At 35.6% G+C, this 26486-nt stretch carries 23 protein-coding genes; 16 read left to right on the top strand and 7 right to left on the bottom strand.

Features of this window, described 5'->3' with window-relative positions; all coding sequences use genetic code 11:
* Window positions 1-26 precede the first annotated feature (26 nt).
* Both EK417_RS12980 and EK417_RS12975 read left to right on the top strand, forming a co-directional pair.
* Window positions 27-1235 (top strand): SH3 domain-containing protein, encoded by a 1209-nt coding sequence (locus tag EK417_RS12980; protein ID WP_136522371.1) that lies wholly within the window; start codon window positions 27-29, stop codon window positions 1233-1235.
* Window positions 1236-1621: 386 nt separating this feature from the next.
* Complete coding sequence (locus tag EK417_RS12975) at window positions 1622-2107, top strand: hypothetical protein (RefSeq protein ID WP_076594706.1); 486 nt, start codon at window positions 1622-1624, stop codon at window positions 2105-2107.
* A gap of 61 nt (window positions 2108-2168) precedes the next feature.
* On the opposite strand, the gene EK417_RS12970 is transcribed toward EK417_RS12975, so the two are convergent.
* Window positions 2169-2558, bottom strand: a complete 390-nt coding sequence (locus tag EK417_RS12970) for a Fur family transcriptional regulator (RefSeq protein ID WP_136522370.1) — start codon at window positions 2556-2558, stop codon at window positions 2169-2171.
* Between the two features lie 85 nt (window positions 2559-2643).
* Between EK417_RS12970 and EK417_RS12965 the strand changes: the two genes are divergently transcribed.
* The 3 genes from EK417_RS12965 to EK417_RS12955 all read left to right on the top strand — a co-directional run bounded on the left by EK417_RS12965 (window position 2644) and on the right by EK417_RS12955 (window position 5662).
* Entirely contained in the window at window positions 2644-2982 is a 339-nt protein-coding gene (locus tag EK417_RS12965) for a MerC domain-containing protein (protein ID WP_076594704.1), read from the top strand.
* A gap of 4 nt (window positions 2983-2986) precedes the next feature.
* Window positions 2987-4189 carry a GTP-binding protein gene (locus EK417_RS12960; protein ID WP_136522369.1) on the top strand — a complete coding sequence of 401 codons (1203 nt, stop codon included), beginning with the start codon at window positions 2987-2989 and terminating at the stop codon, window positions 4187-4189.
* Window positions 4190-4267: 78 nt separating this feature from the next.
* Window positions 4268-5662 carry an alkaline phosphatase gene (locus tag EK417_RS12955; protein ID WP_136522368.1) on the top strand — a complete coding sequence of 465 codons (1395 nt, stop codon included), beginning with the start codon at window positions 4268-4270 and terminating at the stop codon, window positions 5660-5662.
* Window positions 5663-5746: 84 nt separating this feature from the next.
* Here the strand turns inward: EK417_RS12955 and EK417_RS12950 are convergent, their stop codons facing one another.
* Together EK417_RS12950 and EK417_RS12945 are read right to left on the bottom strand one after the other, a co-directional pair.
* A complete protein-coding gene (locus tag EK417_RS12950; RefSeq protein ID WP_136522367.1) occupies window positions 5747-6571 on the bottom strand; it encodes an anti-sigma factor in 825 nt (274 codons plus the stop codon).
* Between the two features lies 1 nt (window position 6572).
* The gene (locus EK417_RS12945) at window positions 6573-7142 is read right to left on the bottom strand and encodes an RNA polymerase sigma factor (protein ID WP_228402436.1); all 570 of its coding nucleotides are present in this window, start codon (window positions 7140-7142) and stop codon (window positions 6573-6575) included.
* An 89-nt stretch (window positions 7143-7231) separates the two neighbouring features.
* Here EK417_RS12945 and msrB point away from each other — a divergent pair, with 89 nt between their 5' ends.
* From msrB to EK417_RS12920, 5 genes are all read left to right on the top strand, one after another.
* Window positions 7232-7747, top strand: a complete 516-nt coding sequence (gene msrB, locus EK417_RS12940) for a peptide-methionine (R)-S-oxide reductase MsrB (RefSeq protein ID WP_136522366.1) — start codon at window positions 7232-7234, stop codon at window positions 7745-7747.
* Window positions 7748-7864: 117 nt separating this feature from the next.
* Window positions 7865-8434 (top strand): fasciclin domain-containing protein, encoded by a 570-nt coding sequence (locus tag EK417_RS12935; protein ID WP_076594699.1) that lies wholly within the window; start codon window positions 7865-7867, stop codon window positions 8432-8434.
* 79 nt (window positions 8435-8513) lie between these two features.
* Window positions 8514-9224, top strand: a complete 711-nt coding sequence (locus tag EK417_RS12930; RefSeq protein WP_110366192.1) for a ferritin-like domain-containing protein — start codon at window positions 8514-8516, stop codon at window positions 9222-9224.
* Window positions 9225-9247: 23 nt separating this feature from the next.
* Entirely contained in the window at window positions 9248-10063 is an 816-nt protein-coding gene (locus tag EK417_RS12925; protein ID WP_076594697.1) for a ferritin-like domain-containing protein, read from the top strand.
* 406 nt (window positions 10064-10469) lie between these two features.
* Window positions 10470-14369, top strand: a complete 3900-nt coding sequence (locus tag EK417_RS12920) for a response regulator (protein WP_136522365.1) — start codon at window positions 10470-10472, stop codon at window positions 14367-14369.
* 179 nt (window positions 14370-14548) lie between these two features.
* On the opposite strand, the gene EK417_RS12915 is transcribed toward EK417_RS12920, so the two are convergent.
* Complete coding sequence (locus tag EK417_RS12915) at window positions 14549-15337, bottom strand: XRE family transcriptional regulator (RefSeq protein WP_136522364.1); 789 nt, start codon at window positions 15335-15337, stop codon at window positions 14549-14551.
* Window positions 15338-15786: 449 nt separating this feature from the next.
* On the opposite strand from EK417_RS12915, the gene EK417_RS21115 reads away from it, so the two are divergent.
* Window positions 15787-16071, top strand: a complete 285-nt coding sequence (locus tag EK417_RS21115; protein ID WP_168801991.1) for a bacteriocin-like protein — start codon at window positions 15787-15789, stop codon at window positions 16069-16071.
* Window positions 16072-16180: 109 nt separating this feature from the next.
* On the opposite strand, the gene EK417_RS12905 is transcribed toward EK417_RS21115, so the two are convergent.
* The gene (locus tag EK417_RS12905; RefSeq protein ID WP_076594693.1) at window positions 16181-16570 is read right to left on the bottom strand and encodes a hypothetical protein; all 390 of its coding nucleotides are present in this window, start codon (window positions 16568-16570) and stop codon (window positions 16181-16183) included.
* Window positions 16571-17092: 522 nt separating this feature from the next.
* On the opposite strand from EK417_RS12905, the gene EK417_RS12900 reads away from it, so the two are divergent.
* The 5 genes from EK417_RS12900 to EK417_RS12880 all read left to right on the top strand — a co-directional run bounded on the left by EK417_RS12900 (window position 17093) and on the right by EK417_RS12880 (window position 23176).
* Complete coding sequence (locus EK417_RS12900) at window positions 17093-18586, top strand: BspA family leucine-rich repeat surface protein (protein WP_136522363.1); 1494 nt, start codon at window positions 17093-17095, stop codon at window positions 18584-18586.
* Window positions 18587-19074: 488 nt separating this feature from the next.
* The gene (locus EK417_RS12895) at window positions 19075-19950 is read left to right on the top strand and encodes a phosphotransferase (RefSeq protein WP_228457933.1); all 876 of its coding nucleotides are present in this window, start codon (window positions 19075-19077) and stop codon (window positions 19948-19950) included.
* A gap of 49 nt (window positions 19951-19999) precedes the next feature.
* Window positions 20000-20749 carry a DUF2625 domain-containing protein gene (locus tag EK417_RS12890; RefSeq protein WP_228402432.1) on the top strand — a complete coding sequence of 250 codons (750 nt, stop codon included), beginning with the start codon at window positions 20000-20002 and terminating at the stop codon, window positions 20747-20749.
* 24 nt (window positions 20750-20773) lie between these two features.
* On the top strand, window positions 20774-22012 hold the full coding sequence (locus EK417_RS12885; protein ID WP_136522361.1) for a hypothetical protein: 1239 nt from the start codon (window positions 20774-20776) through the stop codon (window positions 22010-22012).
* A 210-nt stretch (window positions 22013-22222) separates the two neighbouring features.
* Window positions 22223-23176, top strand: a complete 954-nt coding sequence (locus EK417_RS12880) for a DUF6624 domain-containing protein (protein WP_136522360.1) — start codon at window positions 22223-22225, stop codon at window positions 23174-23176.
* A gap of 431 nt (window positions 23177-23607) precedes the next feature.
* Here the strand turns inward: EK417_RS12880 and EK417_RS12875 are convergent, their stop codons facing one another.
* The gene (locus tag EK417_RS12875; RefSeq protein WP_136522359.1) at window positions 23608-25185 is read right to left on the bottom strand and encodes a TolC family protein; all 1578 of its coding nucleotides are present in this window, start codon (window positions 25183-25185) and stop codon (window positions 23608-23610) included.
* Complete coding sequence (locus EK417_RS12870; protein ID WP_136522358.1) at window positions 25166-26482, bottom strand: HlyD family secretion protein; 1317 nt, start codon at window positions 26480-26482, stop codon at window positions 25166-25168. The genes EK417_RS12875 and EK417_RS12870 overlap by 20 nt, the downstream gene beginning before the upstream one ends.
* Window positions 26483-26486 lie beyond the last annotated feature (4 nt).

The raw sequence follows: 26486 nt of genomic DNA, 5'->3' as shown, positions 1-26486 counted from the left end.
AAGCTTTTACGGATACCAATTACAATATGTTGAATAAGATACTACTGGCAGCCGGCATGATTCAGTGCTGCTTTTACAATACCATGGCACAAAACCCCGGCCAACGACCTGTTTATACTTCTGAATGGGGACATCTCTTTCGTGAAAGTGGAAAAAATAAAGATCTTTTAGGAATATTTTCTACTGAAGCTCCGGTTTACGTTCTGGATTCTACCCAAACGCAATATAAAGTACAGGTAAGCAACGGTGATATTGGTTTTATTGACCGCCAGCCATTACAAAAGTCTATGCGTGGGGAAAAATCAGCTGGTGAACCTGCTCAGTATTTTTATAGAGGAAAAGAGGGATATCAATGTCCGCATTTTTATATACAGGTATCTGAACTGCGTGTACGAAAAGGCCCTACCACAGAAAGCATCCCGGTAAGAAGAGCAGCTCTAAATGAACTTGTCTGTATAGATTATGTTCCTTTATATGAGGATGGCTGGATCTATATTGGTGACCATTTTCATGAAAATCCTGAATATATTCAAATGAAATATCTGGGTAATGAACTTACCTACGACAAAATTCTGAAAGATTATCTTGCAGTGAAAGGTAAAAATAAGGAAAAAGAACTGGCTCAGGTGGGAAGGTTACGTGAAATTGCATGGCTTGAAGATAAAAACCTTAAACAGGCATTGCTTTACTGGAAAGAATCTTATTCAGGGATAGAAAATACAAAAATAGATATTGATTTTGAACTTCTTCTGGCAGATCAATTTGCAAAAAAAACCGGAACAGAAGCTTATGAGAAAAAGCTAAAAGACCTGAATATGCATTTCTTATGGAAGAATTCTGAACTTTTTGATGGAAAAATCACAGAGACACAGATGAAAAAGCTGGAGATGCAGAAGGTTAAAGACATTCCGGATACCCCTGAATGCGGCTGGGAACCTCAATATTTTTACAGAACATCTGATATGATTGTAGCCTTTGAAGAATATAAAGGAAAAGTTTCCGGAAGTATTTACAAAATGTCCTTCAAAAATGGTGAAGCTGTAGTTCTGGGAAATGAACATATGGACTCCAACTATAATGAAAAGGATTTTGTTAACCATTTTGGTGATCTGCTTTCAACACGCTGGATTTCTTCTCCACACGAATATCATATTCAGAATGGAGATGCAGGGATTTTTATTTTTACTTTTAAAGATGGGAAACTTTTCAGCTATGAATGCATGTATTATTGTTAGAAAATTTTTATCATTTTGATCAATAGGAGCGGGCTTTAGTCCGCTTGTTTGTTATTTCCATATTAAAGGCTTCAACCAAAACTTTACAACTATTAAGTTTTGGCTGAAGCCATAGGATTTTATGCATATTATTAAAACGGGCTAAAGCCCGTTCCTATTGAATATAATAACTCCTTAGATATTTTATTGCTTATCTTTTTTTCTTTTTAATCAATTGTTAACGATAATCTTTCAAATGAATTTATATATCAATGGAGGCGGGTTTTAACCCACTTAATGTATTATTTGCTATAAAAAGGGCTTTAGCCCAAACTTGAAATATTTTCCAACATCGGTGATTAAATTTTAAAGCCCTACCTTTACTTCACCAAACAAAATAGTATAATATGTCATTTATAACACCGGAAGGAGCCAGGAAGGCTCAGCTATCCCTATCTGAAAGAGCACCCGTTGCTCATGCTGTTCTCTCAGGTGAAGAGAACATTTCGAAATACAACAGTGGAGTATGTCATGATGTGGTAGCCTATGCATTGTATATGCGTGGCGCCAGGATAAGCCCTACCCAGCTTGCAGAATCGGCAGGACAGAAATGGTTAACCTTATTCAATTATCCGGCGGGAAAAAAATGGGATGGATATACACCCATTCCGGCAGGAAAAGCCATTGGTTTTTACAGACTTATTGATAAGACATTCTTTCATTCAGCTGTTACCACGGGAAACGGAAACGAAATCAGATCTGTTAACGGATTTTCATTAGGATCTGCATGGGCAGTACCTGTAGATATGAAATGGGTATTGGGTAAAAAGAATTCTGACGGAACCTTCAATTATGATGGAACCAAAATAGAAGTCTATATTTCTTCTTTATAAAAGAATTTCTATTTCCATAAAAAAGGCAGATCAGCATATTCGCTTTTCTGTCTTTTTACTTTTAAAGATCAGCACATTTAGGGCATATCCCGCTGATAATTAAATTATATTCCTGTGCAATAAAATGTTCCGGCAAACTGATTTCCGGAATAGCATTTTCAATACACGTAACGGAATGACATTCCTTACAGTTAAAATGAACATGATTGTGAAAATGTTGTTCATGGGTACATTTCCCACTGCATTTTGCAAAATTCACCACACCGTCAATATTGACGATCTTATGTATAGCACCTTCGTTTTCAAGCCTTTCCAGAACTCTGTAAATGGTTACTCTATTGCACAGATCTCCCAGTTTCTTCTGAATATCAGAGTGGGTAAGGGCTACCTCTGAACCATTAATCAGGTTTAAAATTTCAGTTTTGGCGTGAGTATTTCTGACTTGTTTCATTTTTAATGCAACAAAGTTGCGGTATTTAAATTTTTATCTTTACTTTTGCAACAAAGTTACGATAAGAAAATTAATCCATACTATTATGAAATCAAAAATTCTTGATGCTGTAGGAATCTCCGCTGCTGTTTTATGCCTGATTCATTGTATCGTCTTTCCATTATTACTGATTGTCCCCTTGGGAATATCACATAACCCTTATATTGATCTGGTTTTCCTTTTCATTGGAGCTGTTGTAGTTTTCAGAATAACGAAGAAAATAGAAAAGCAATGGCTGAAGTTTCTATTCTGGGTATCACTGGCTCTTATTTTTATTTCTATACTGGCAGATTTTCTGTTTGAAGTACATCTTCCTCTGATCTATATGGGAGCTGCCGGTTTGATTACTGGCCATCTGATCAATTTTAAAAATCATAAACATTAAAATCATGACTAAGAAACTTCCTGTAACGGTACTCAGCGGCTTTCTGGGAGCTGGAAAGACAACATTACTGAATCATATTCTTCACAATAAACAAGGCTTAAAAGTAGCAGTCATAGTGAATGATATGAGCGAAATTAATATTGATGCAAGGCTTGTTGAAAACCAAAATACCCTTTCCAGAACAGAAGAAAAATTAGTAGAAATGAGTAACGGATGCATCTGCTGTACACTTCGTGAAGATCTTATGGTAGAAGTAGAACGTTTGGCGAATGAAAACCGTTTTGATTATCTCCTTATCGAAAGTACGGGAATCAGTGAACCGATTCCTGTTGCCCAAACATTCACTTATATTGATGAAGAGAGTGGAATAGATCTGTCCCGTTTCAGTTATGTGGATACAATGGTGACAGTGGTTGATTGTTTCAATTTCATGAATGATTTTGGCTCTAATGAAATGTTACTGGATCGTGATCTTACTGATATGGAAGGCGATTACAGAACGATTGTCAATCTTCTGACCGACCAGATTGAATTTGCCAACGTGATTATCTTAAACAAAACAGATCTTATAAATACTGAAACCCTTGGTTTTTTAACAGCAGCCATAAAGAAACTGAATCCGGAGGCTGTTCTTCTCCATTCAGAATTTGGAAAAATTGATCCTCAAAAGATTTTAAATACAAAGCTTTTTGATTTCGAAAGGGCACAGTCATCTGCAGGCTGGCAAAAAGAATTACAATCCGATCATCACACCACGGAAACTGAAGAGTATGGGATAAGCTCATTGGTTTTCAGAGATAAAAAGCCTTTCCATCCTATGAGACTTTGGGAATACCTGAATCATCATTATCCTGAAGAAGCCATCAGAGCTAAAGGTTTGTTCTGGCTGGCCTCAAGACCTGATGATGCTTTAAATTTTTCCCAGGCAGGCGGTTCTTTCAGACTGGAAAAAGCAGGAGTTTGGTGGAGTAGTATGCCTATGAATCACAGGGTGCAGTATTCTTCATTTGTAGATAATCAAAAATTTATAGAAAGCAGATGGGATAAAAACTGGGGCGACAGAATCAATGAACTGGTTTTTATCGGACAGAATCTGGATAAAGATCAAATGTTATCAGACCTTCAACATTGTCTTATTAATGAAAGGGAACAGGAACTATTTGACAAAAAACAAAGTTTTGAAGATCCGTTTCCAAAGAACATTTAAAATTAACTTTCAATTAATGCGACAATGTTACGATAAAAATTTAAATACGATAACTTTCAGCACTATTTCAAAAACAATATGGACAGAAGAAAATTTCTAAAAGGATCTGCACTGCTTTCAGGGTTATTGACCTTATCACCATCTGATCTCTGGAGCTTCGGGAAGAATACCGAACTTCGTCATAAAGGAAAAGCGAAGAATATCATCTTTATGGTAAGTGATGGGATGAGCCTCGGAACACTTTCAATGGCAGATCTGTACTCACGGAATATTTTAGGAAAGGGTAGTAACTGGCTTAATCTGTATCATGACCAAAAAGTAACCCGTGCTTTGATGGACACCGCTTCAGCAAGTTCTATTGTTACAGATTCTGCAGCGGCAAGTTCTGCTTTTGGAGGCGGAATCAGAGTTAAAAACGGGACGTTGAATATGGGAGCTAACGGAGAGAAACACCTTCCCATATGGCAGCAATATAAAAAAGCAGGAAAGAAAGCCGGCTGTGTAACTACGGTAACCATTACTCATGCTACTCCCGCAGGATTCTGTGTAAATTCTTCCCAAAGAAATGCTGAACCTCAAATTGCAGAAATGTATGCAGAGCTGGAATTCGATGTGCTGTTAGGAGGTGGAGACGAATTTTTCAACCCTGCAAAAAGAGACGATAAAAAAGACCTCTATTCTGTTTACAGCAAAAAAGGATACCGGATTCTGAAAACACAAAATGATCTGAAAGAAATCAAAAAAGGAGAGAAATTATTAGGCATTTTCAGTACAGGAGCATTACCATATAGTATTGACAGAGCGAATCTTCAGGAGTATAAAAATACGCCAACTCTTGCTGAAATGGCCCACACAGCCATCAATCAGATGAAAGACCATCCCGAAGGTTTTGTCCTTCAGGTAGAAGCCGGAAAAGTAGACTGGTCTGCCCATGCCAATGATGTGGCAGCGCTCATCCATGATCAGCTGGCATTTGATGAAGCAGTAAAAACAGTTATGGATTTTGCTGAAAAAGACGGAAATACTTTAGTCATCATCACTACAGACCATGGAAATGCCAATCCGGGAACGATTTACGGAACAGATGCAACCAAGAATTTTAACAGCATTTCAGATTACCAATACACCAATGAATATATTCTGAACAAGATTCACAAAGACTATTCGGTAAAAGACATTAAAGACTGGATCTATGAGAGCAACAGGATTACTCTGAATGACGATGAAGCCAGGCATATGTTAAGCTTCTACAATGGTCTTGAAAAAGAAGAAGGACTTTATAATTATAAGAAACTGCCTTTTAAATTATATTCAGAAATTCAAAAAAGCAGGAATTCTGTAGGATGGATCAGCATGGATCATTCCGGAGATTATGTGGAAGTAGCTGCGTATGGTCCAGGAAACGAACTTTTACAGCCGTTTATTAAAAATACAGACCTTCACGATCTGATGCTGAAGGCCTGTCTGGTATAGACATTCATATTTTTTCATATTTAATTATTTGGGAGATACGAGGCGGATTGATTGTGTCCGCCTTGTTTTTTTGTGTAAACGGGTTTAAATTTTCCCCATTACAAACATATTTTCCATAGTAGGAACACTACTTCCACCAGCTTTTTCAAGTGTAATGGCAAAAGCCTGTGCATTAGGAATACTAGCCAAAGCAGTCCTGCTGTCTTTATCTTCGGTGTACATTCCTGCATTTACCGGTTTTCCATCCTCTATTGCCCAAAGCTGATACTGCATTCCTTCTGGGGCTTTAGGAAGTTTTTCCGCATTCAGATAAACTTCTTTTGTTTTTTTATCCCAGAAAACCATTGCTTTGGCCTCAGCATGTTTTTCTACCCCTTTCAGCATAACCATCTGCATATCTGGATTGGAAAACATATCAATCTTCCGGTTCATTTTTTCCATAGCCTGATCCTGCTGCTTTTTATCTGCTATCATTAAAGCCATTTCTTTTTGATTGGCAGATTGAGTATTCATCCAGAATAGATTTCCTCCAACACTTACCAGGAATAATACTGATGCCGCTATAGCATATGTTTTCCAAGGCGTATTTTTCTGATACCCCTTTATGTCTGTATTATTTTCTGTCCGTCCTTTTGCTTCAGGGAGATCTGCAGGAAGGGAAGGAGACAATTCTTCAACAGTCTGTTCCTGCTGAATTTTATTCCAGATCTTTGATTTCAAATCACTTGGAGGTGTTACAGCCTGAGCTGTCGCCAGATCTTCCAACGTTTTTTGTGCTTCTTCAAAAGCTGTTTTTACTTCAGCATTATTCTTCATCACACACTCCAAAATCCCTGCTTCTTCAGGAGAAGCATGGCCTAGAATATAAGATTCTATAATTCCGGATGATATGTATTCTTTAGTGTTCAATTTATTGATAATCTTTTAGCAAATCTTTTAATTTCATCAGTGCATTTCTCATTTTTGTTTTTACCGTTCCCAGCGGTATCTTCAGTTTCTCGGATATTTCGTTTTGGGTATATCCCTGATAATAAGCAAGGTCTATAAGCTCTTGCTTGTCTGCCTCCAGACCTTCAAGCACATTATTAAATCCAATATAATCGGAAGAATTATTAGTGGTTGAAAGCTCTGCAGTATTATATACGAAATCCGGAAGTGATTGGTTTTTAAGTTCATTTTGGAAAGCTTTCGATTTTAAATAATCGATGGCGGTATTCCGTGCTATATTAATCATCCAAGTGTAAAATCTGCCTTTGGAAGTATCATACTGATGGATAGAGTTCCATATTTTAACAAAAACATCCTGAATAACTTCTTCGGTGTATTCTTTAGACTGAACGATTCGAAGAATAATCCCATACAGCGCACCGGAATAGTGGTCATATAGATAATGAAAACCATTTTCGTTTTTTTCTTTTAGTAAAACGATAAGTTGCTCTTCAGAATAGGTTGTTTTAATAGCTTTTATTTTTCTATCCAAATGTAATAAAATAAAATAAATTCCCAACAAAATCTCAGTAAACTTTTATTTCGTAAATGATTTTAAGAAAATAATTAAAAAAAATCAATATGAAAACGTTCGTTTCAAAAACAATACTTGCTTTTTGCCTTGCCTTATGTTTAGAAGGTTATAAAGCACAAAGCACACTTTTCAAAGCTAAAAATCCCTATTATTCTCACACCTCAGAAAATATTCTGAAAGTAAGCAATAGCGAATGGAAAAAGATTTTAAAACCAGAGCTCTATCAGGTTGCAAGAGAAGGTGCCACAGAAACTGCTTTTACAGGGAAATATTATGAATTTGATGAAAAAGGCACTTACTATTGTGCTGTATGTGGAAATTCTCTTTTTATTTCAACCTCTAAGTTTGCCACCACCTGTGGCTGGCCTTCTTTTTATCAGCCCATCCATAAAAACAGCGTGAAGTACAGAAAAGACACCTCTTATCACATGGAGCGTACCGAAGTACGATGTGGAAGATGTGATTCTCACCTTGGTCATGTTTTTGATGATGGTCCGAAACCTACAGGAAAACGTTTCTGCATGAATTCGATCTGTCTTGAATTTGTTCCGGATAAAAAATAAAACACTACAAATCAATGATTTAAAATAAATTTTATTTTTTTTAAATCTAAAATAAAACCTAACTCGTAAATGACATTAAAAGCACAATTAAATACAATTAATTAAAAAATCAACACAATGAACACACATTCAAAAATCACAGTTTTAGCAATGGTAGCATTATCATTTGCTTTCAGCGGAAAGGTAACTGCACAAACGATGAAAGAAAAAACAGTAATGGTAGGAGGAGCTCCTATGTATCCTTCCAAAAACATTATTGAAAACGCTGTCAACTCCAAGGATCACAAAACCCTTGTAGCTGCGGTAAAAGCTGCCGGCCTGGTAGAAACATTACAAGGTGCAGGACCTTTTACGGTATTGGCTCCCACAGATGCTGCCTTTGCAAAGCTTCCGAAAGGAACAGTAGAAAACCTTGTAAAGCCTGAAAACAAAGAAATGCTTACCTCTATTTTAACTTATCATGTTCTTCCAGGAAGATACAGTGCCAAAGAAATTTGGGCAGCCGTAAAATCAGGAAACGGAAAAAGCATGATGAAAACAGTGCAGGGTGAAGACCTTACATTCTGGACAAAAGGTAAAGATCTTTACATAAAAGATGCAAAAGGAAACAGCGCGAAAGTAACAATTGCCGATGTGAACCAATCTAATGGGGTAATTCATGTAATAGACACGGTATTGATGCCATAATAAATTCTAAGATTTCAAACAGCATATCCATTATGCTGTTTTTCTTCCTCTTATGTGTCCAACACTAAAAATTAATAATATGAAAAAAACAATTCAGGTTTCTAATCAGGGCGCTACCCTTGATACCAGTAGAAGAAACTTTTTAAAATTAGGTGGAGTAGGATTAGCCATCGCAGGTCTTACCATCATTGGATGTAATGATGATGATGACTTCCAGATTATAGAAGAATCCAAGTACGATCTTGGAACAGGAGATGTAGGTGTACTTAATTATGCCTATGCTTTGGAACAGTTGGAAGCAGATTTTTATACGAAAGTGGTCAACAATTTTTATACGGGAATTTCCAGTATTGAAAAAGAGGTTTTTACAGATCTTTATCACCACGAAGTTATTCACCGTGATTTCTTCAAAGTTGCAATCAGCGGTGCCACAGATCATGTGCTTCCTAAACTTGAATTCCAGTATCCGAATGTGAATTTTAATGATCGGAACTCAGTACTAGCAACAGCCAAAGCATTAGAAGATACCGGTGTTGCAGCTTACAATGGAGCAGGGAAATATATTTCCAATCCCGCTTACCTTGTGATTGCCGGTAAGATAGTTTCCGTGGAAGCCAGACATGCCTCTGCCATCCGGAATCTAATTAATCCCGGATCAGCAGATTTTTCAGGAGATGATGTGATAGATGCCAATGGACTTGACCTTGCCAAAGAGCCGAAAGATATTGTAATGGCTGCCGGAGCGTTTATCAAAACACCTTTTACCTGGAAAGAAAGAGGAATCAACTAATCATTCACCTTAAAACTCACATTATGAATATTCTTAGATTACTGGATAAGCTTTCTGATGATAAATTTTTCACTACAGAAGCTTCAAGACTGGAAACCATTACGAATATTTCTTTATTCGGAAAAAAAGCAGCTACAGCAGCAATACCTCTTGGATTGGGGGCGATGATGGCTACTCCTGCCAAAGCAGAAACTACAAAAACGGCATTAACAGGTGCTGCTTTAAAAAGTACCCTTACAGATGCTTTACAACTGGCATTGGTACTGGAATATCTCGAAAATGAATACTACAGCATAGGATTGTCAACCCCCGGACTGATCCCCAATGGAGACAGAACCGTTTTCATGCAGATTTCAAAACATGAATCCGCTCACGTAAGCTTTCTGAAAAGCACACTGACTTCTTTAGGAACAACTCCCGGAAATAAACCTACTTTTGATTTTACAGCCGGCGGAAATTTCATGCCTTTTACAGATTATAACCAATTTCTTATCCTTGCTCAGGCCTTTGAAGATACCGGAGTAAGGGCTTATAAAGGACAGGCCGGAAATGTAATGTCCAACAAAGTGGTACTTCAGGCAGCATTGCAGATTCACTCCGTTGAAGCAAGGCATGCCTCACAGGTAAGAAGAATGAGAGCCAACAAAGGATGGATTGAACTTGCAAACGGAGGAAATATGCCTTCAGCTACCAATCCTGTTTATGCCGGAGAAGACAATACCAATCAGGCTGGTTACAATACAGGCGCTCTTTTTGGTGCAGCAGCAGGTTCTGCAGCTTATGACGAAATCTTAAGTGGCAGCGATGCACAAACTATTGCCTCACTGTTCATAGTTTAGTTGTGATTTGGATGATGATAAGTGGTGAGTCCATTTCCGAATTTTCGGGAATGGACTTTTTCTAAACCACCAATCGTCAGACCTTAAGAAAATACATAATCAATACTTATATTGATCCCGGTTCATCCATTAAGTACCATACTTTACGCATGGTACTTTTTCATTTTCATAATGCGTATTATTTCTTTTAAAATGTAATATTTCTCTCAATTAATCTGAAATAAATATTTATATAGCTTTATTAACACATTTACTGTAATAGAATACAAAATTATTTCGTACTTTGGTTTACTTATTAAAATAATGTTTTAAATAACTTTAAATCATTTAAAATATTAACCTTAATGCCTTGATTTTCATTTTTTAATAATGAAAAAAGAAAAATCTCTAATTGTTGATATAAAATATGAAGAAGTATCCAATTCCTGCAAATGAAGAAGAGAGAATGAAGAAACTGGAGTATTTTAATCTTTTAAATCTTGAAAAAGATCCCCAGTTAGACATTTTTGCAGAAACAGCATGCATGGTGACAGGCTGTCCTGCAGCGCTTATTTCCATGATGGAAAGCGAAACCCAGACCATTCAAAGCTGTGTGGGACTTGCTATGGATCTTGTAGACAGGAAAAGCACTTTATGCCAGTATTCTATTGCAAGTGGGGACATCGTAGTCATCAATGATACCTTGTCAGATGAAAGATCTTCTGATAATCCAATTATTCTTGAAAGCGAAATCCGGTTTTATGCAGGAGTACCTCTGATTGATGATGAAGGATTCGTATTAGGGACAATCTGTGTGATTGATTATAAACCTAAAACAATTACAGACGATCAGGTTTCAACGCTGAAAAAAATAGGAGAGGCCATTACAAAAGTCCTTTTGGGAAAAAGAAAAAATATCCAGGCGGAGTATTTTCAGCAGACCTTTACTATTTCCAATAACCTGATCTGTGTTCTGAATAAAGACTTCTTACTGAAAGAGGCTAACCCGGCTTTTGAAAATACTTTTCAAAGAGATAAAGGTAAGATTCTCAATCAGAATTTCCTGGACCTGATAGGAAATCATAATTCTCAACTTCAATTACTTTCCGAAAACCTACCCAATACGGATGAAGAAGTAACTTTTACTACTACAACCAATATAGATGGTAATCAAACTATCATTATTGAATGGTATTTAAAGCTCAATCAAAACCATTCAGAGATTTTTTGTTTCGGAATCAATATCACCCAACGCATTGAAGAAAAACTTAAACTGGAAAGCTCTGAGCGCCGCTTCAGAAACTTCTTTGAAAATGCCATAGGATTGATGAGTATGCATGATATGGAAGGTAATATCATTGCTGTCAACGAAAAAGGGAGAGAAATCCTGCAATATTCTGCCGAAGAAGTAGAAGGATTGAATTTAAAAGATCTTGTTCCCCAAAAAAACTGGCCTCTTCTTGAGCAATATCTCGAACGGATCAACAAAAATCATGAAGATTCCGGAACCATGATCCTGAAAACCAAAGAAGGTGAAGAAATGATCTGGATGTACCACAATCTTGTTGAAATTAATAAAGAAGGAAACCCTAACGTTGTAAGCACCGCACTGAATGTTACAGAAAGAGTGACTTTGGAAAAAGATTTGGTTCATACCAAAAAGATGCTGGAACAGACAAGTGCTGTTGCCCAGGTGGGAGGATGGGAAGTGAATCTGAAAAATAATACCGTAACCTGGTCGCAGTCTACAAGAGAAATCCATAAAATAGATAAAAATTTTAAGCCGGATTTTGAAAATGCACTGGGCTTTTACAGTGAAAAAAGCCGGGAAAGGCTGGAATTCTTATTGGAAAGAGCTATAAAAGAAGGTGTACCCTACGATGAAGAATTACAGCTTGTACAGAATGGCGGCGTGATGATTTGGGTAAGAGTAAAAGGTATACCTGAATTTGAAAACGGAGTATGCACCAGAGTCTACGGAATCATTCAGAATATTGATACATTCAAAAAAATCTACCTTGAGCTGGCCAAAAAAGAGGCTATGCTGCAGTCTTTTGTTACATATGTACCTTCTACAGTTGCGATGTTTGACAAAGATCTTAATTATGTTTCTGTAAGCAGGAGCTGGAAAGAAGAGTTCCAGATGAACGACATCAGGCTTATTGGTGAAAACATGTTTAAAATTTCTCCCAATGTACCAGATGAAAGATTAAAAATATATCAGAATGCACTGGCGGGAAAAGCTTACAAGAATGAAGACATGGCAATAGAGGTTCCAGGCAAGGGAATTATTCAGCATTACAGCGTAGAAGTCACCCCATGGTATCTTTCCAATAATGTTATCGGGGGAATTATTGTTTCTGCACAAAATATTACAGGATCTGTAAAAATCAACAGAGAACTGAAAAATGCCAAGAAAATGGCAGATATTGCCAGCAAAGCAAAATCTGAATTCCTGGCCAATATGAGCCATGAAATCCGAACTCCACTGAACGGTGTGATCGGTTTTTCCGACCTCCTTTTAAAAACTCCGTTAAACGAGATACAGACTCAATATCTTAATTACATCAATGAATCAGGAGAAAATTTATTGAGTATTATCAACGATATCCTTGATTTTTCCAAAGTAGAATCCGGAAAAATGGATCTCATCGTTGAAAAGTCCAATATTTATGATATGGTAGGTCAGGTAATTAATGTTATCCTTTACCAGTCACAGAAAAAAAATATAGAATTACTGCTGAATATAGAACAGGGACTTCCTGAAACCATCTGGCTGGATGAATCAAGGCTGAAGCAAATTTTGATCAACCTTCTTGGCAATGCAGTGAAATTTACAGAACAGGGAGAAATAGAACTTAAAGTAGAAAAACTGAATTTAGACAACAAAAATATCACACTCAGATTTTCAGTAAGAGATACCGGAATTGGTATTCCTAAAGAAAAACAACAGCATATTTTCAATGCCTTTACTCAGGAAAACAGCTCTATCAGCAAAAGGTATGGAGGAACAGGTCTCGGACTTACCATTTCCAATAATATTCTGAAATACATGGGAAGCAGTTTATCACTGGTGAGCGAACTTCAGGAAGGTTCTGTTTTCTATTTTGATATAGAGGTTCCCTATGAAATGTGCTACAGCCATGAAGATGAAGAGCTGAATATAAACAAGGTCCTTATTGTAGATGATAATGAAACCAACAGGATTATTATTCAGCACATGCTTGCCTATAAAAATATAGATTCCAGGCTTGCTGCCAACGGAATGGAAGCACTTCAGATATTGCTGGCAGGAGAACGTTTTGATGTTATTCTGATGGATTATCATATGCCTGTTATTTCCGGGTTGGAAACCATAGAAAAAATCAAAGAACTATTTGAGGAACAGAATGAATCATCTCCTCTGATTATTCTTCATACGTCTTCTGAGGAACACGATGTTATCAATTCTTTCCGTCAGGAAAACAATTCTTACTTCCTGCTGAAGCCTATCAAGTCCGAAGAGCTTTACAAAACATTGAGACGTGCTGTAAAAAATACTGAAAAAGAAATAACCAACAACGCACAGCCGGAAGCCGCAACCTCCATACTGATGCAGTCGCCACAGGTCTTACTTGTAGATGACAACCCGGTGAACATGGTTCTTAATCATAAAATGATGCGCTCACTCATTCCCGATGCTCTGCTTACGGAAGCCACGGATGGACTACAGGCAGTTCGGCAGTGTAAAGAAAAAATATTCAATATTATTTTAATGGATGTTCAGATGCCGGTAATGGATGGTATTGAAGCAACCAAAAAAATCCGTTTACTCCCGGAATATTCCCATGTTCCGATTATTGGCGTTACTGCAGGAAATGTACTGGGTGAAAAAGAAAAATGCCTGGATTCCGGGATGAATGACTTCCTTCCTAAGCCTTTAAGACAAAATGATCTGCTGGAAATGCTGAAGAAGTACATTCCTAATGAAAATAATCTTCCCTCAAATAAAGAAAATTATCTGGATATAAATCTTCTGAATAAACAAATAGGTGATGATGATGAAGACTTCAGAAAAGTATTTTTAGATCTTGTAATAGAACAACTTACTCAGGCTGAAGAAAACATTAAAAAAAGCACCGCTGAAAAAGACAGTACCAATCTGAAATTGATTCTTCACAAACTCAAAGGAACAGCAGGAACAGCAGGGTTGGTAAAACTTACAGAACTTACTGCCAGCTGGGAGAATAAAGCAGAGCCCAACATGGATTTTAGTGTCATGGAAAAAGAAATGATCCGGGAAATAACAACAGGATTACAATTATTTAGAAATCTAAAATTAAGTTGATTATAGTAGTCTAAGACGACAAACTGATTCTAAAACGATTGAACACAAATTACCAAATGAAGGAAACGAAGTAATCCTGACTCCGAAAAGTTATGACGCTATTGAATCCCTTTAAACCAGAGAGTTTAAACATACTCCCGGTGTAAAAACCAGGAGTATGTTAATAAATATTGTAAATATTAGGATTGCTTACGGCGACGGCCTGAAACCTTTTTGTCAAGATCCCTGATGTCCTGTCTCAGTTCACGGAACATCTCTTTAAAATTGTAGCTTTCATAATCACCCGGCTCAAAATCTTCAGGGAAAATTCCTGAAGCATACTGCCAGATTTCCACTACCTCTTCAAAAGGAATATCATAAGGTTCATAAAATGAATTATCAGCACTTACGCAGATCGCATTTTCTTTCCTTTCTTTAAAACGTTTATAGGTAATCCCGTCATTTAAGGTGACAAAAACATAGGTTTTACCTTCTTTTAGTTCATTGATTCCCTCCACGTATTTTCCGACAATATAAGATCCGTTTCTGAACGGCGGCATAGAATCCCCATCCGCAGGAAAAGCTCTGTATTTTCCATTGGTAAGAAAAGGAAGAGCAATACGCTGAAGACTTTCTATATATTCGATATCACTATAACCTTCCAGATAACCCATTGAAGCCTTCTGGGGAATAATTTCTATGGTATCATTTCCTTGATTATCTACCGCTACCGGAAGAACAATTCTGTTATCCGGAAGCTTTAGCATTTCATCTATCGGATATTTCTCAATATCTACAGACAGCATAAGATCAATACTTACATGGAAATATTTTGAGATTTTCACCAGCAGTTCGATAGGAGGTTCAGAAATTCCGTTTTCATATTTTGAATACCGAACTCTTGAAATCAATAATTCATCGGCTACATTTTGTTGGGAGAGCTTCCTCCTGGCTCTTAAAAAGCGTATATTATTTGAAAAAACTGACATTGATATAAGTATGTCAGCAAAAATACAAAATTTGATTCCGTTATCAATAAACAGAACGGTTTTTACTACAAGAAGAACATGAATTTTATTCTACTCTTATCTTTTTTCCAGAATGAATCAATTTAAATGCTTCAAAGATGAGTTTTTATCTTACTGAAGGTCTATCTACAGATAAATATTTAAAATTTAAAACCAATCAAAAAATAGATAATAATAAATGATATTTAGTATAAAAATAATAACTCAAAATTCCCCAAATTGAATTATTATTTTTAACTTTTAGAAAATCAATCACATATAATCGAAATTAATATTTTGATAAAAATATATTCATATTAATAAAATATTAAACAATAATAACATATAATTAATTTACTTAAATTAATTTTCAATCAATAAATAATTATTCATATATTAGTGATGTAATAATCATATAAAAAATTATAGTTATGAAAAACTTAAAAAAATTAGACAGAAACGAATTAAAAGCTATTTCAGGTAATGGATTACTGGATCCAATCGGCGGACTTCTAGGTGGAATAGGAGGAGTAGTGGGCGGAGTAGTAGGCGGTGTAGGTACTATCGTTGGTGGAGTAGTTTCCGGCGTTGGATCTACAGTAGGTGGAGCAGTGGGCGGTGTAAGCACTGTTGTTACTAATGCTTTATGCCAGACACAATGTGTTGTGAATGGTGTAGTTCACATCAAATTACTTGAGTGCGGTTCTACTTGCTAACAGTAAGCATGACATTAAAATCACGAGACTGCCTTAAAAAAGCAGTCTCTTTTTTATGTGAAAATTTAAAATATCGAAACAAAATCCGGAATGCTTACCATTTTCATAATTATTTTATCTTAACCATTTCACATTCCATTATTTCATCAGAAAAATTAGAACTTAGTTTTAAGAAAACCTTATTGTTTATAACTTTTAATATTTCAGCTCTCAGTACATCATCAGGAGTGCTTCCCTCCAGGATTTTGCCTTGTATTACTTTTCTGTTTTTTAATTCGTAATGACAATCATCAATCCAAGTGACATCATACCTTGCCTTATAACCCATTTTTGTGTTTGTTTCAGTCTGGATTTTGCTATTTCTTTCAATAACTGTAATTCCATACTCGCCATTATCTATTTGAAATTTTCCGATATGTGCAGATTTACACTTAAAATTCTGAGCATTTATTACCAAAAAGAATGAAAAAAAAGAAAATAAAAAAAATATTTTGTCCATAAAGAGTTTTTTTGGTCTTTAGTTTTCACTAAATATAAAAATAATTCACATAACAAAACAAAAGGTACTTTTTAGCACCTGAATTTCAACACATTCCAGGGTTTTAAAAATTACATCCTTACGAATTGTCTATAAATATCTATAGATTAATGATCTAATTGTGAAGTAAGATTTCAAAACCCTCAGTTAAAATTCCTAAGTCCGCTTCCCGGCATTACGATTTCCAACGGTGTGAAAATCACTATATAAAACCCTTATTTTTCTGCAGTTGTTATTTCAATGACGGCTGCATTTTTTTACACGGTTATTATTTGTTATAGCTCTTGCATTGGTCTTATTTCACCCATGTTTTTATAGAAAAATTTTCATCAAAAAAAACTAAAAAAAAGGCTATTAAATTATAATACGACGAGTTTTGTCGCTGTGCGCCAGTACTTTTGTATAAGAGATAAGATAAAGAATCCCGGGAAATTAATTGTCTTACCCAACCCAATTTTAACCTTAAAACAACTTTTTTAAATTATGTGTAAAAAACAACTAATAATCATTTTTCTCCTTTTATTTTGCATTTCCTATGCGCAGAATGAATTTACTACCATCTGGAAACCCAATGCAAACGGCATCATTGATCATTCAATAAAATTCGGCGGCACAGGAACCGATTACACCATTTACTGGCAAGAAGTAGGATATCCTGAGCATAACGGGATGTTTGATTATGTAACCTCTAGCAGCAATGAGCCTTTACTTATATATTTTGGGCCATCATTCCATCCAGATCCTCTGCAGGCCACTTACGAATTAAAAGTATCCGGCGGTAACGGATTATTTTACGGGTTCAGGGCCAATACCGACATCATGCCTCCTGGTGGAAATCAGGAACTCATAGAACTCAGCCAGTGGGGAAATACAACATGGCTTCAGCAATTCGACAGAGCATTCGCCAACTGTCCCAATCTTAATGTAACGGCTGCAGATACTCCTGATTTGACACAAATAACCAGTTTATCACAAATGTTCCTTAACTGTTCATCTTTGACAGGCCATACTTCATTTTCTTACTGGAATCCATTCCGTATTACGGACATGAGCGGTATGTTCAGCGGAGCGACACTGTTTAATCAGAATATCGGAAACTGGGATACAGCAAAAGTAACCAATTTCAGCAGCATGTTTTCTTCTGCATCTTCTTTCAATCAGGATATTTCTGCCTGGAATACAATATCCGGAACTGATTTCTCCTCCATGTTTGCAGATGCCACAGCTTTTAACCAGCCATTAAATTCATGGAATACAGAAAATGCAACTAATTTCCGCTATACATTCTATAATGCGACAGCATTTAATCAGCCTCTTGATAACTGGAATACAGGTAAAGTGACAGATTTTGAGCATATGTTTGAAAATGCAGTATCGTTCAATCAGCCCATAGGAAACTGGGATGTAAGTAAGGTTGATTATTTCGCCGGATTTAATATGTTTGCGGGTGCTTTACATTTTGACCAGGATATTTTTTCGTGGAATATCAAGCTTCAAAACTTCAGCTGGAATACAATCTATTTCGGATTTAAAAATGCAGGTTTATCATGTACGAATTACAGTAACTTTCTCATCGCTCTGAATAATAATCCTACCTGGGCGAACTCAACAATTACGTCCGGAACTATAGATGCAACAGGATTGGTTTATTCTACACCGCAAGCTATGCTGGCCAGAGCACAGCTGATCAACAAAGGGTTTAATATTATTGGAGATTCCTATATTTCAGGTTGTTATCTGTCAACAAGAGAAGCTTCCCCAAAAACGAAAACTTCCGCTTATCCTAATCCAACGACAGGAGTGATCAACGTGGAATCCTCAGCAGATGAAAATATTTATTTATATGATAATAACGGTAACCTCATTAAAAATATATTGTTTAGAAAAGGGAAAAATACCATCGATCTGACTGAATATCCTTCAGGAGACTATATCTTTAAAGGTGATACTTTTTTCAATAAAATCACCAAGCAATAGTAGAACAGCCGAAAAGTTAGCTATTTAACTCTGCTCCAAAATCTTCGGATTTTGGAGCTTTTATTGGATAAAATAAAAAAACATTAGCATCATTACAAACTTTATATCAACACAATCCGTAAATTTGAGTCTTAACTGATATTTAGCCCCAATGCCATGATAAAAAAGTATTTACTCTTACTTTTAATTTTCACTTCTGCAACTTCTTCATTGCTTGCCCAGAACTATGAAAGATATAAATACTAAAAGACACTATATTAAAATCAACAAATCTTGGATTTGAAAAAAAAATCTGTAATCCAATCCAAAAAAACGTTAACGAAATTGCATCACTTTATAACCAGTTATAACCAGAAACGAACGAGAATTAAATGACAGAGAAGTTTACGACAATAAACAGCACACTTTCACCTTATGAAATTGGTCAACTTATTCAAGAAAAATATGGATTAACTGACAAAACGGAATGCAATATATTTCGGCTTGCGATGAACCACTTATACATCGTTCATGATGGTGAAAACAAATACGTTTTTAGAGTGTACACCCATCATTGGCGAACTCCATTAGAAATTGAAGAAGAATTAAGACTTCTCAATCATCTGAAAGAGGCAGACCGACAAATTGCTTTTCCCATAGCTGATCAATCAAATAAATTTATCCAGAAAATTGAAGCTCCGGAAGGAATCAGATTTGGCGTTTTATTTTCATATGCTAAAGGCATAAAAACAGCAAAATTTTCACCCGAAACAAGCTTTCTGATTGGACAAGCTTTAGCAAAAGTTCATCAATCAACAGAAAATATCAAGCTGATGAGAATGTCTTACAACGCTGAAAACCTGCTTAAGAATCCTGTTATAAGAACAAAAAAATTCTATAATAAAAATACCAGCGAAATTGAATTTTTAGAAAGTCTCTCTGATTTTTTAACGCTAAAAATGGAAAATGAAGAAAAACAGAAAATGAGATATGGAGTGGTTCATCTTGACGTCTGGTTCGACAATTTGCACATTGATGATGAAAAAGAAATCACATTTTTTGACTTTGATTTTTGTGGTAACGGTTATTTATGCTTTGATATTTCTTACTTTCTATTTCAGTTATTTACAACCCATCTGAACGAACAAGAGTATCAGGTAAAAGCAGACAGCTTTATAAGAGGTTATGAGACTGTAACTAAAATTACTCCCGAAGAAAAAAAGTTTTTGTCTTTCGCTTGTCTGGCCATTATGAACTATTATATCAGTATCCAGTGCGACAGATTTGAATATTGGACCAATATTTTCCTGAATGAAGATCATTTAAAAAGAATGGTGGGTAATTTAAAACGATGGATTGCTTACAACAAAATTGAGATAAAATAATGATGCAGCACTGTATACAGTTAATTATATTTTTAGAAAACTATAAAGCATGACAAGATATTTGACGATTATTATAATATCCTTATTCTCATTAACAACTTATGGACAAACAAAAATGCGCTCTATTGATGAATTAATAAACGATAAAGATCCAGGCTGGATTCTTGTAAAAGAATGGATAGACTCAGCAAAAAATAAAGTGGAAATATTGCCTGTGGATACAAACAAGGCAAAGGATGCCTTATATAAAACTCAAGTTACCACTAAATCTCCAATGGGTTCAATTGTTTATATGACAGGGGGACTTTTGGTTGATAATGGATGGATAAGGATTCTTGGCTCAGGAAGTGATAAGCTAAGCAGGTCATTGCCAGAATGGAATAGAGGAAAAACATTTGAAGATTATGGGCAGCCAATACCATATCTTTTAATTGCTGACGATGCAATTGGAGGTATATTTATTCTTAATGGTGGTGGGTTGGGCAGCGATTTAGGAAAAGTTTATTATTTGGCTCCTGATAATTTGGAATATGAACCTCTTGACCTTACTTACACTGAATTTTTGAATTTTTGCTTTAATAAAAATCTTGATCAGTTCTATAAAGGATACAGATGGACAAATTGGAAAAGTGAGGTAGCAAAACTTAAAGGCGACCAGGTATTCAACTTTTTTCCTTACTTATGGACGGAACAAGGCAAGGATATTAATAAAGTATCAAAAAAGGAAGTTCCAATTGAAGAAAGCTACAAGCTAACTCTTGAATTTAGAAAGAAGCTTGCATTGGATGCAGAAAAATAAATGCCTTAAATAAATATTATTAATATGGATACAAAATCGATCAGTTTTCCCAATCAAAAAAAGCGCAATGCTGCGTTACGTTTCATGCATCTGTGGATTATTTCTTATGTGTATCTTTTTATCTTTACATCCCAGTTTTCACCTTTAGAGGGAATACATAAGAGTGGTGTCTTGTGGTTGTGTAAAAATGTTTTTCAGCAAAAGCAGGTAGAATATATTACAATGACTGGTAGCGGCGATACTACATTAGATTATTGGGTAGTGCTTGTAAATATTGGCTTAGCGGTAGTGGCTGCACTCATTATACTTTTCGCAGACAAAAAACAGCGGACATTTAAAGACTTACATTGGTTTACGGTAGTAGTAGCACGTTATTATGTAGCTATGATAATGCTTTCGTATGGCTTTGCAAAACTTCACGACGGACAGTTTCCTGCCAACACAATTGGCAGGCTGGAAGAAAGAGTAGGAGATATGTCGCCAATGGGAATGGTATGGACTATGATGGGAGCTTCCACTGGTTATACATTTGTTTCCGGATTGTTAGAAGTTATTGGTGGACTTTTGCTTCTTTTCAGGAGAACCAAGACTTTTGGTGCGCTTTTTTCCATGACGGTGATGATCAATGTAGCTCTGTTGAATTTTTTTTATGATGTGCCGGTTAAAATATTTTCCAGTCATATTGTTTGGCTTTGTCTTTTTATTGTAGGCGGCGATGCAATGGCTTTATATCGTTTTTTTGTATTGCAACAGCCATCGCAATTACGCTTTCAAAAAAGAATATTCGACAAAAAATGGAAGGGTATTACAGTTACTGGACTCAAATGGTGTGTAGTAGCTTTTTTTATATTGAGTTCTTCATCAGCACTGTTCTATACGCCTCCGGCTGTTCCAATGGAAGGTGCGTATATTGTTGATAAATTTATAATAAACAACCAGGAAATACCAAACAGTGATTCTGTCGGCTGGAAAAAGCTATTAGTCATTTCTCCAAGCCGGACGAAAGTAATCCTGAATAATGACAGTATTAAAACGTTTCAGAGTGTTTTAGATACTGAAACAAAAACACTTATGCTTCGTAAAATAGATCATCAGGACCTATATGCTTACCTGCATTACAGTACTCAAAAAGATAGTATTGTTTTTACTGGAAATAAAGGTATTGATTCTATAAAAATCAATACAATAAGAAAGAAAAAGGAAGATTATAAGTTAAATAAGAGAGGTTTTCATTGGGTTAATGAATACCCTTATAACAGGTAAAAGATTTTATATGAAATCACTATTTATAAATATTGATAGTTTTATTTTATGGAAAAACTTACGATAATTTTTTTGTGATTTCTTAACAATCCCATCATCAAAATAAACTTTATATTCGTAGTATAAATGGCTTTAGGAAAATTACATCAATTAAATTAAGCTGAAAAACAAAACGTAACCATCTAAAAATTAGGAATTAAATACAAAAAAATGAGGAACACTATTTACACTTTGTTATTATTATTTTTATTCACAGGTGTTAATGCTCAGGAATATTCAAAATTAATAAGTGAAGCTCATAAATTATATCAGACAAAAGATTATAAAATGTCTACAGATTTATATAGTAAAGCTTTTAAAATTGAAAGTGAAAATCCAAGTCACTTATATAATGGGGCATGCTCATCTTCTTTGGCAGGAAATACAAAACAAGCATTTAAATGGCTGAACTTATCAATAGATAAAGGCTGGACCAATCTGAAGCACTTAAAATCTGATACCGATTTGGATTATCTACATTCAAAAAAAGAGTGGGGGAAAACCATTGAAAAATTAGAAGAGAAATTAGCTTTACTAGAAGCAAATTATGACAAACCATTGCAGGCTGAATTATTGGCAATTCTTGAGGAAGACCAAAAATACAGAATCCAAATGAACGAAACTCAAAAAAAATTCGGTCCGGAATCTAAAGAAATGAATGATCTTTGGAAAATAACAATACAGAAAGACTCAATTAACTTATTAAAGGTAAAAAAAATATTAGATGAAAAAGGTTGGGTTGGCAAAGACAAAGTAGGCGCACAAGCCAATAGTGCATTATTTCTTGTGATTCAGCATTCAGATCTGGAAACGCAAAAAAAATATTTACCCATGATGAAAGAAGCGGTAACAAAAGGAAATGCAAGTTCAGGTTCTTTAGCTTTGTTAATTGACAGAATAGAAATCCGGGAAGGCAGAAAACAAATATATGGGAGTCAGATAGGAACCAATCCTCATAACAAAGCTCTATATGTTTTACCTTTAATTGATCCTGACAATGTAGATAAAAGAAGGAAGGAAGTTGCTCTAGGTCCAATTTCTGACTACGTTAAAAATTGGAATTTAGTTTGGGACGTTGAAAAGTACAAAAATGAATTACCCGAATTAGAAAAATTAAATAAATAGAAAAACTTCTGCTTACAGCAGTTTACAAAAATGGCGGGTTTAGGACTTAATGTAGAAATTCCTTAATCCGCCATTTCTAAAATAATTTGCAAGCAGATGAATTTGATATACTTAGAAGCTATTAGAACAACTTAGATAGAGTTAGATATTACTTGAAAAAATCTGATGTATCAATCAGAGTGTAAAATAATAAAATTCAACGTGTGGTTGTACATCTTTGAAACTAAAACAACACACAATTTAACATAATATAAATTATAGGACTTTTATTACGAGAATGAAATAGAGTATTAACCTCCTGAGAATCCGTTATTTTTACATTTTTCCTGCCCAATAGCTTTTAACGGCTTCAGGGAACTTCTTCAGTATAAACTCATTTAAAAATATCAAGCTTACCAGCATTCAATTCCCAGAAATATCCGTAAGACTATTTACCTCAAAAAATTCTCATTCAGCCATTTCAGTTTGTTATAGCTTTTCAGGAATTTGGCTTTCAGCTCAATATTTTTTTCTCGGGCATCCAGTAATTTATTTTCTCTGGAATTGATCAGGAATAAAGAACTTTCCCCGTTGCTGAACCTTATTTCCTCTGCATTCAGAAGTCTGCGGTAATTATTCAGATTCCTGGTGGAAATATCAATCTGCGTAAAATAATTACTGACTTCGTTTTTATAGGTTTCAATTTTGGTTTCCAGTTCACGGGTTTTAAGCTGAGAATCCAGCTGGTTTTGAGAAATCTTCAGCTTGGCAATTTCATAATCTGCTCTTGCCTGTCTCATGAAAATGGGAATCTCCAGTTTCAGTCCGTACTGGAAATTATTATCAAATAAAGGCAGAAATTCAGATTTGTAATTTTCTTTATTGAAAAAATTATAGGTAAAATCCAGTTTTGGAAGAAAACTCTGCCATTTCAGTCTTTTTTCACTTTCCAGAATATTTTGCTTTTGAAAATAATATTCCAGTGAAGCATGATTCTGAAGCTGTTTTGATTCTAAATTCTGTACCAGAAAATCATAATCTGTATATCCGGAATGCTGATCGAGATTGGAAGACGGAAAAATAAGCGTTGAAATTTCATAAAAATCCTGATTTTCTTTCCAAAGATACATCTGAAGCTCCTGAGTACTCTTTACAAAACCAAGATAAGCATCTCTTTCCTGAAGCTCAAAACTTTGTAATTGAGAAGCAGCTTCCACCGTATCAATTGCTGGTCTTTCACCGTACTGATATGTTTTTTTTGTAAGCTCAAGGCGTTGTCTGTTAATTTCTACAGCCGATTTCTGTAATTTGTAGATTTCATAGGTTTTCACCCATTCCCAATATGTATTTTCTGCATCAAGAAGAAGCTCGTTGGTAAGAACAGTCTGCTCTGCTTCCGTCATTTTCAATCCGAATTTTGCCTGGTCAAGCATTGCTCTTCTTTTATCATACAAAAGATTTTTTGCCAAAGGCACCGTAACCCCAAACTGATACAAACCTCCTTTTGTTTCGCTGCTGTTCAGTTTTTCTCCATCCAGATAATTGTAACTTCCGGTAATGTCGATTCCGTACCAAGTAGGAATTCCGAGTTCTACATTTTTCTGTTCGTAATATTTTGTTCCGTCAATATTTTTTTCTCCCAGTTTTCCTGCAATCACCGGATCAAAATTTCCTCTTGCTTTGGTAATTTCTGCATTGGCAATTTTATTCTGAAGCTGATATCTGAAAGCCAGCGGATGATAATTTTTCACAATATTCAGAAATTCCTGATGCGAAAGTTTAAGAGAATCCTGCGCAAAAGAAAACTGAACGCACAACAGAATGAGAAGCGCTGAAAATTTATTTTTTAATTTACTGTAACGAATAAAGGCTTCAACAAGCTCAGCCTGACAGCTTTTCAATAAATCAGTTAGTATCAGAAATGTCATCCTGAGCCTGTCGAAGGATCGATTGACTAAACTTCCTTTACTATTATTGATTTCTGAATATTGCCTGTAACGATAAGTCAGATTATTTTTTAGACTTTTCATCTTTTGAAGATTTTTCGGTTTTTACTTCATAATAATCCGGTGGGAATCCGTTGATATTTCGCCACAATTCGTACCATATCGGAACATCATTAAGAATCGCAATTCCCTGAACTCCGGTTCCCATTTTGATCTTCGGAGGCCATTGTTTTTCATTTTTATCCTGAATCACCAATGCTTTGAACATTCCGTTTGCACTGATGTTGTTTTCTACCGCAATCACTTTTCCTGCAAAAGTTCCGTAGCTGGAATTCGGCCATCCTGAAAAAACAATCGCCGGAAAACCATCGAAAATACACATCACGCGCTGTCCTTCTTTTACCAAAGGCAAATCGACAGGTTTAATGTAAACTTCTACGGCGTAATCTACTTTCTCAGGAACAATAATTCCGATACTTTCTCCATCTTTCAGAATTTCTCCAATTCCGGCTTTATTGATCTGTACAACCTGTCCGTCCTGAGAAGCAATCACGAAATACAAACCTTGTCTTGCTTTGTAATTGGCAACCTGATTTTCGAGTTTGGCAATATCGCCGTCACTTCCTTCAATCTGTCCCATACTCTGGAAACGGTCGCCCTCGGTTTTGCTCAGTTTTTCATTATAATCCTGAATAACTGCATTCTGTTCGATGCTTACATTCACAATTTCCTGTCTGGTTTGGGCTAATTTATTTTCGGTTGCTGTTTTTTTAGCCAAAGCATTTTGGTAAGAAACACTTCTCTGCTGAAATTGGGTTAACGAAACCAAACCTTCATCATACATTTTCTTCTGTCTTTCGTATTGGTCGGAAGTCATTCTCAGTTCGTTTTTAGCTGCTTCCAGTTCTGCTTCTTCTCCTGCCAATTTATTGTTGAGCTGACTGATTTTTACTGTAAGCTGATTCAGTTTTAAATCTCTTGCGGAATTCATAGCCCGGATCTGGCTGTTGGTGGTTCCAACTTTGGCTTCGTAATAATCTCTCACACCCTTTTTGGCTTCCACCTGCATTTCGGTTCTTTTTACCAAAAGCGGATCCAGGTAATCTTCTTTTACTTCAGAAAGCTGAAGAAGAGTGTCGCCTTTTTTTACATAATCACCGTTTTTCACATACCATTTAATGATTCTGCCCGGAATTGGTGAATTGAGTTGCTGCGGACGCTGTTCCTGATAAAGCGTACTTACATTTCCCATTACCTTGATGTTTTGGGTCCACGGCAAAAACAGTATAATGATGCCTCCAATCAATATGAAAAGAAACCATATTTTAACCCTTGATTTTTTGTGGATGTGATATATTTTATTAACTGACTGCAATTCCATCTTT

The sequence above is a fragment of the Chryseobacterium candidae genome, assembly GCF_004916905.1.
Lineage (GTDB): Bacteria > Bacteroidota > Bacteroidia > Flavobacteriales > Weeksellaceae > Chryseobacterium > Chryseobacterium candidae.
This window is presented reverse-complemented; position numbering and strand designations above follow the sequence as displayed.

What these genes read in the sequence shown, in the direction of transcription:
- EK417_RS12980 (WP_136522371.1), top strand. Translation starts at nt 27, where the DNA reads ATGTTGAATAAGATACTACTGGCAGCCGGCATGATTCAGTGCTGCTTT.
- EK417_RS12975 (WP_076594706.1), top strand. Translation starts at nt 1,622, where the DNA reads ATGTCATTTATAACACCGGAAGGAGCCAGGAAGGCTCAGCTATCCCTA.
- EK417_RS12970 (WP_136522370.1), bottom strand. Translation starts at nt 2,558, where the DNA reads ATGAAACAAGTCAGAAATACTCACGCCAAAACTGAAATTTTAAACCTG.
- EK417_RS12965 (WP_076594704.1), top strand. Translation starts at nt 2,644, where the DNA reads ATGAAATCAAAAATTCTTGATGCTGTAGGAATCTCCGCTGCTGTTTTA.
- EK417_RS12960 (WP_136522369.1), top strand. Translation starts at nt 2,987, where the DNA reads ATGACTAAGAAACTTCCTGTAACGGTACTCAGCGGCTTTCTGGGAGCT.
- EK417_RS12955 (WP_136522368.1), top strand. Translation starts at nt 4,268, where the DNA reads ATGGACAGAAGAAAATTTCTAAAAGGATCTGCACTGCTTTCAGGGTTA.
- msrB (WP_136522366.1), top strand. Translation starts at nt 7,232, where the DNA reads ATGAAAACGTTCGTTTCAAAAACAATACTTGCTTTTTGCCTTGCCTTA.
- EK417_RS12935 (WP_076594699.1), top strand. Translation starts at nt 7,865, where the DNA reads ATGAACACACATTCAAAAATCACAGTTTTAGCAATGGTAGCATTATCA.
- EK417_RS12930 (WP_110366192.1), top strand. Translation starts at nt 8,514, where the DNA reads ATGAAAAAAACAATTCAGGTTTCTAATCAGGGCGCTACCCTTGATACC.
- EK417_RS12925 (WP_076594697.1), top strand. Translation starts at nt 9,248, where the DNA reads ATGAATATTCTTAGATTACTGGATAAGCTTTCTGATGATAAATTTTTC.
- EK417_RS12920 (WP_136522365.1), top strand. Translation starts at nt 10,470, where the DNA reads ATGAAGAAGTATCCAATTCCTGCAAATGAAGAAGAGAGAATGAAGAAA.
- EK417_RS12915 (WP_136522364.1), bottom strand. Translation starts at nt 15,337, where the DNA reads ATGTCAGTTTTTTCAAATAATATACGCTTTTTAAGAGCCAGGAGGAAG.
- EK417_RS21115 (WP_168801991.1), top strand. Translation starts at nt 15,787, where the DNA reads ATGAAAAACTTAAAAAAATTAGACAGAAACGAATTAAAAGCTATTTCA.
- EK417_RS12905 (WP_076594693.1), bottom strand. Translation starts at nt 16,570, where the DNA reads ATGGACAAAATATTTTTTTTATTTTCTTTTTTTTCATTCTTTTTGGTA.
- EK417_RS12900 (WP_136522363.1), top strand. Translation starts at nt 17,093, where the DNA reads ATGTGTAAAAAACAACTAATAATCATTTTTCTCCTTTTATTTTGCATT.
- EK417_RS12895 (WP_228457933.1), top strand. Translation starts at nt 19,075, where the DNA reads ATGAACCACTTATACATCGTTCATGATGGTGAAAACAAATACGTTTTT.
- EK417_RS12890 (WP_228402432.1), top strand. Translation starts at nt 20,000, where the DNA reads ATGACAAGATATTTGACGATTATTATAATATCCTTATTCTCATTAACA.
- EK417_RS12885 (WP_136522361.1), top strand. Translation starts at nt 20,774, where the DNA reads ATGGATACAAAATCGATCAGTTTTCCCAATCAAAAAAAGCGCAATGCT.
- EK417_RS12880 (WP_136522360.1), top strand. Translation starts at nt 22,223, where the DNA reads ATGAGGAACACTATTTACACTTTGTTATTATTATTTTTATTCACAGGT.
- EK417_RS12875 (WP_136522359.1), bottom strand. Translation starts at nt 25,185, where the DNA reads ATGAAAAGTCTAAAAAATAATCTGACTTATCGTTACAGGCAATATTCA.
- EK417_RS12870 (WP_136522358.1), bottom strand. Translation starts at nt 26,482, where the DNA reads ATGGAATTGCAGTCAGTTAATAAAATATATCACATCCACAAAAAATCA.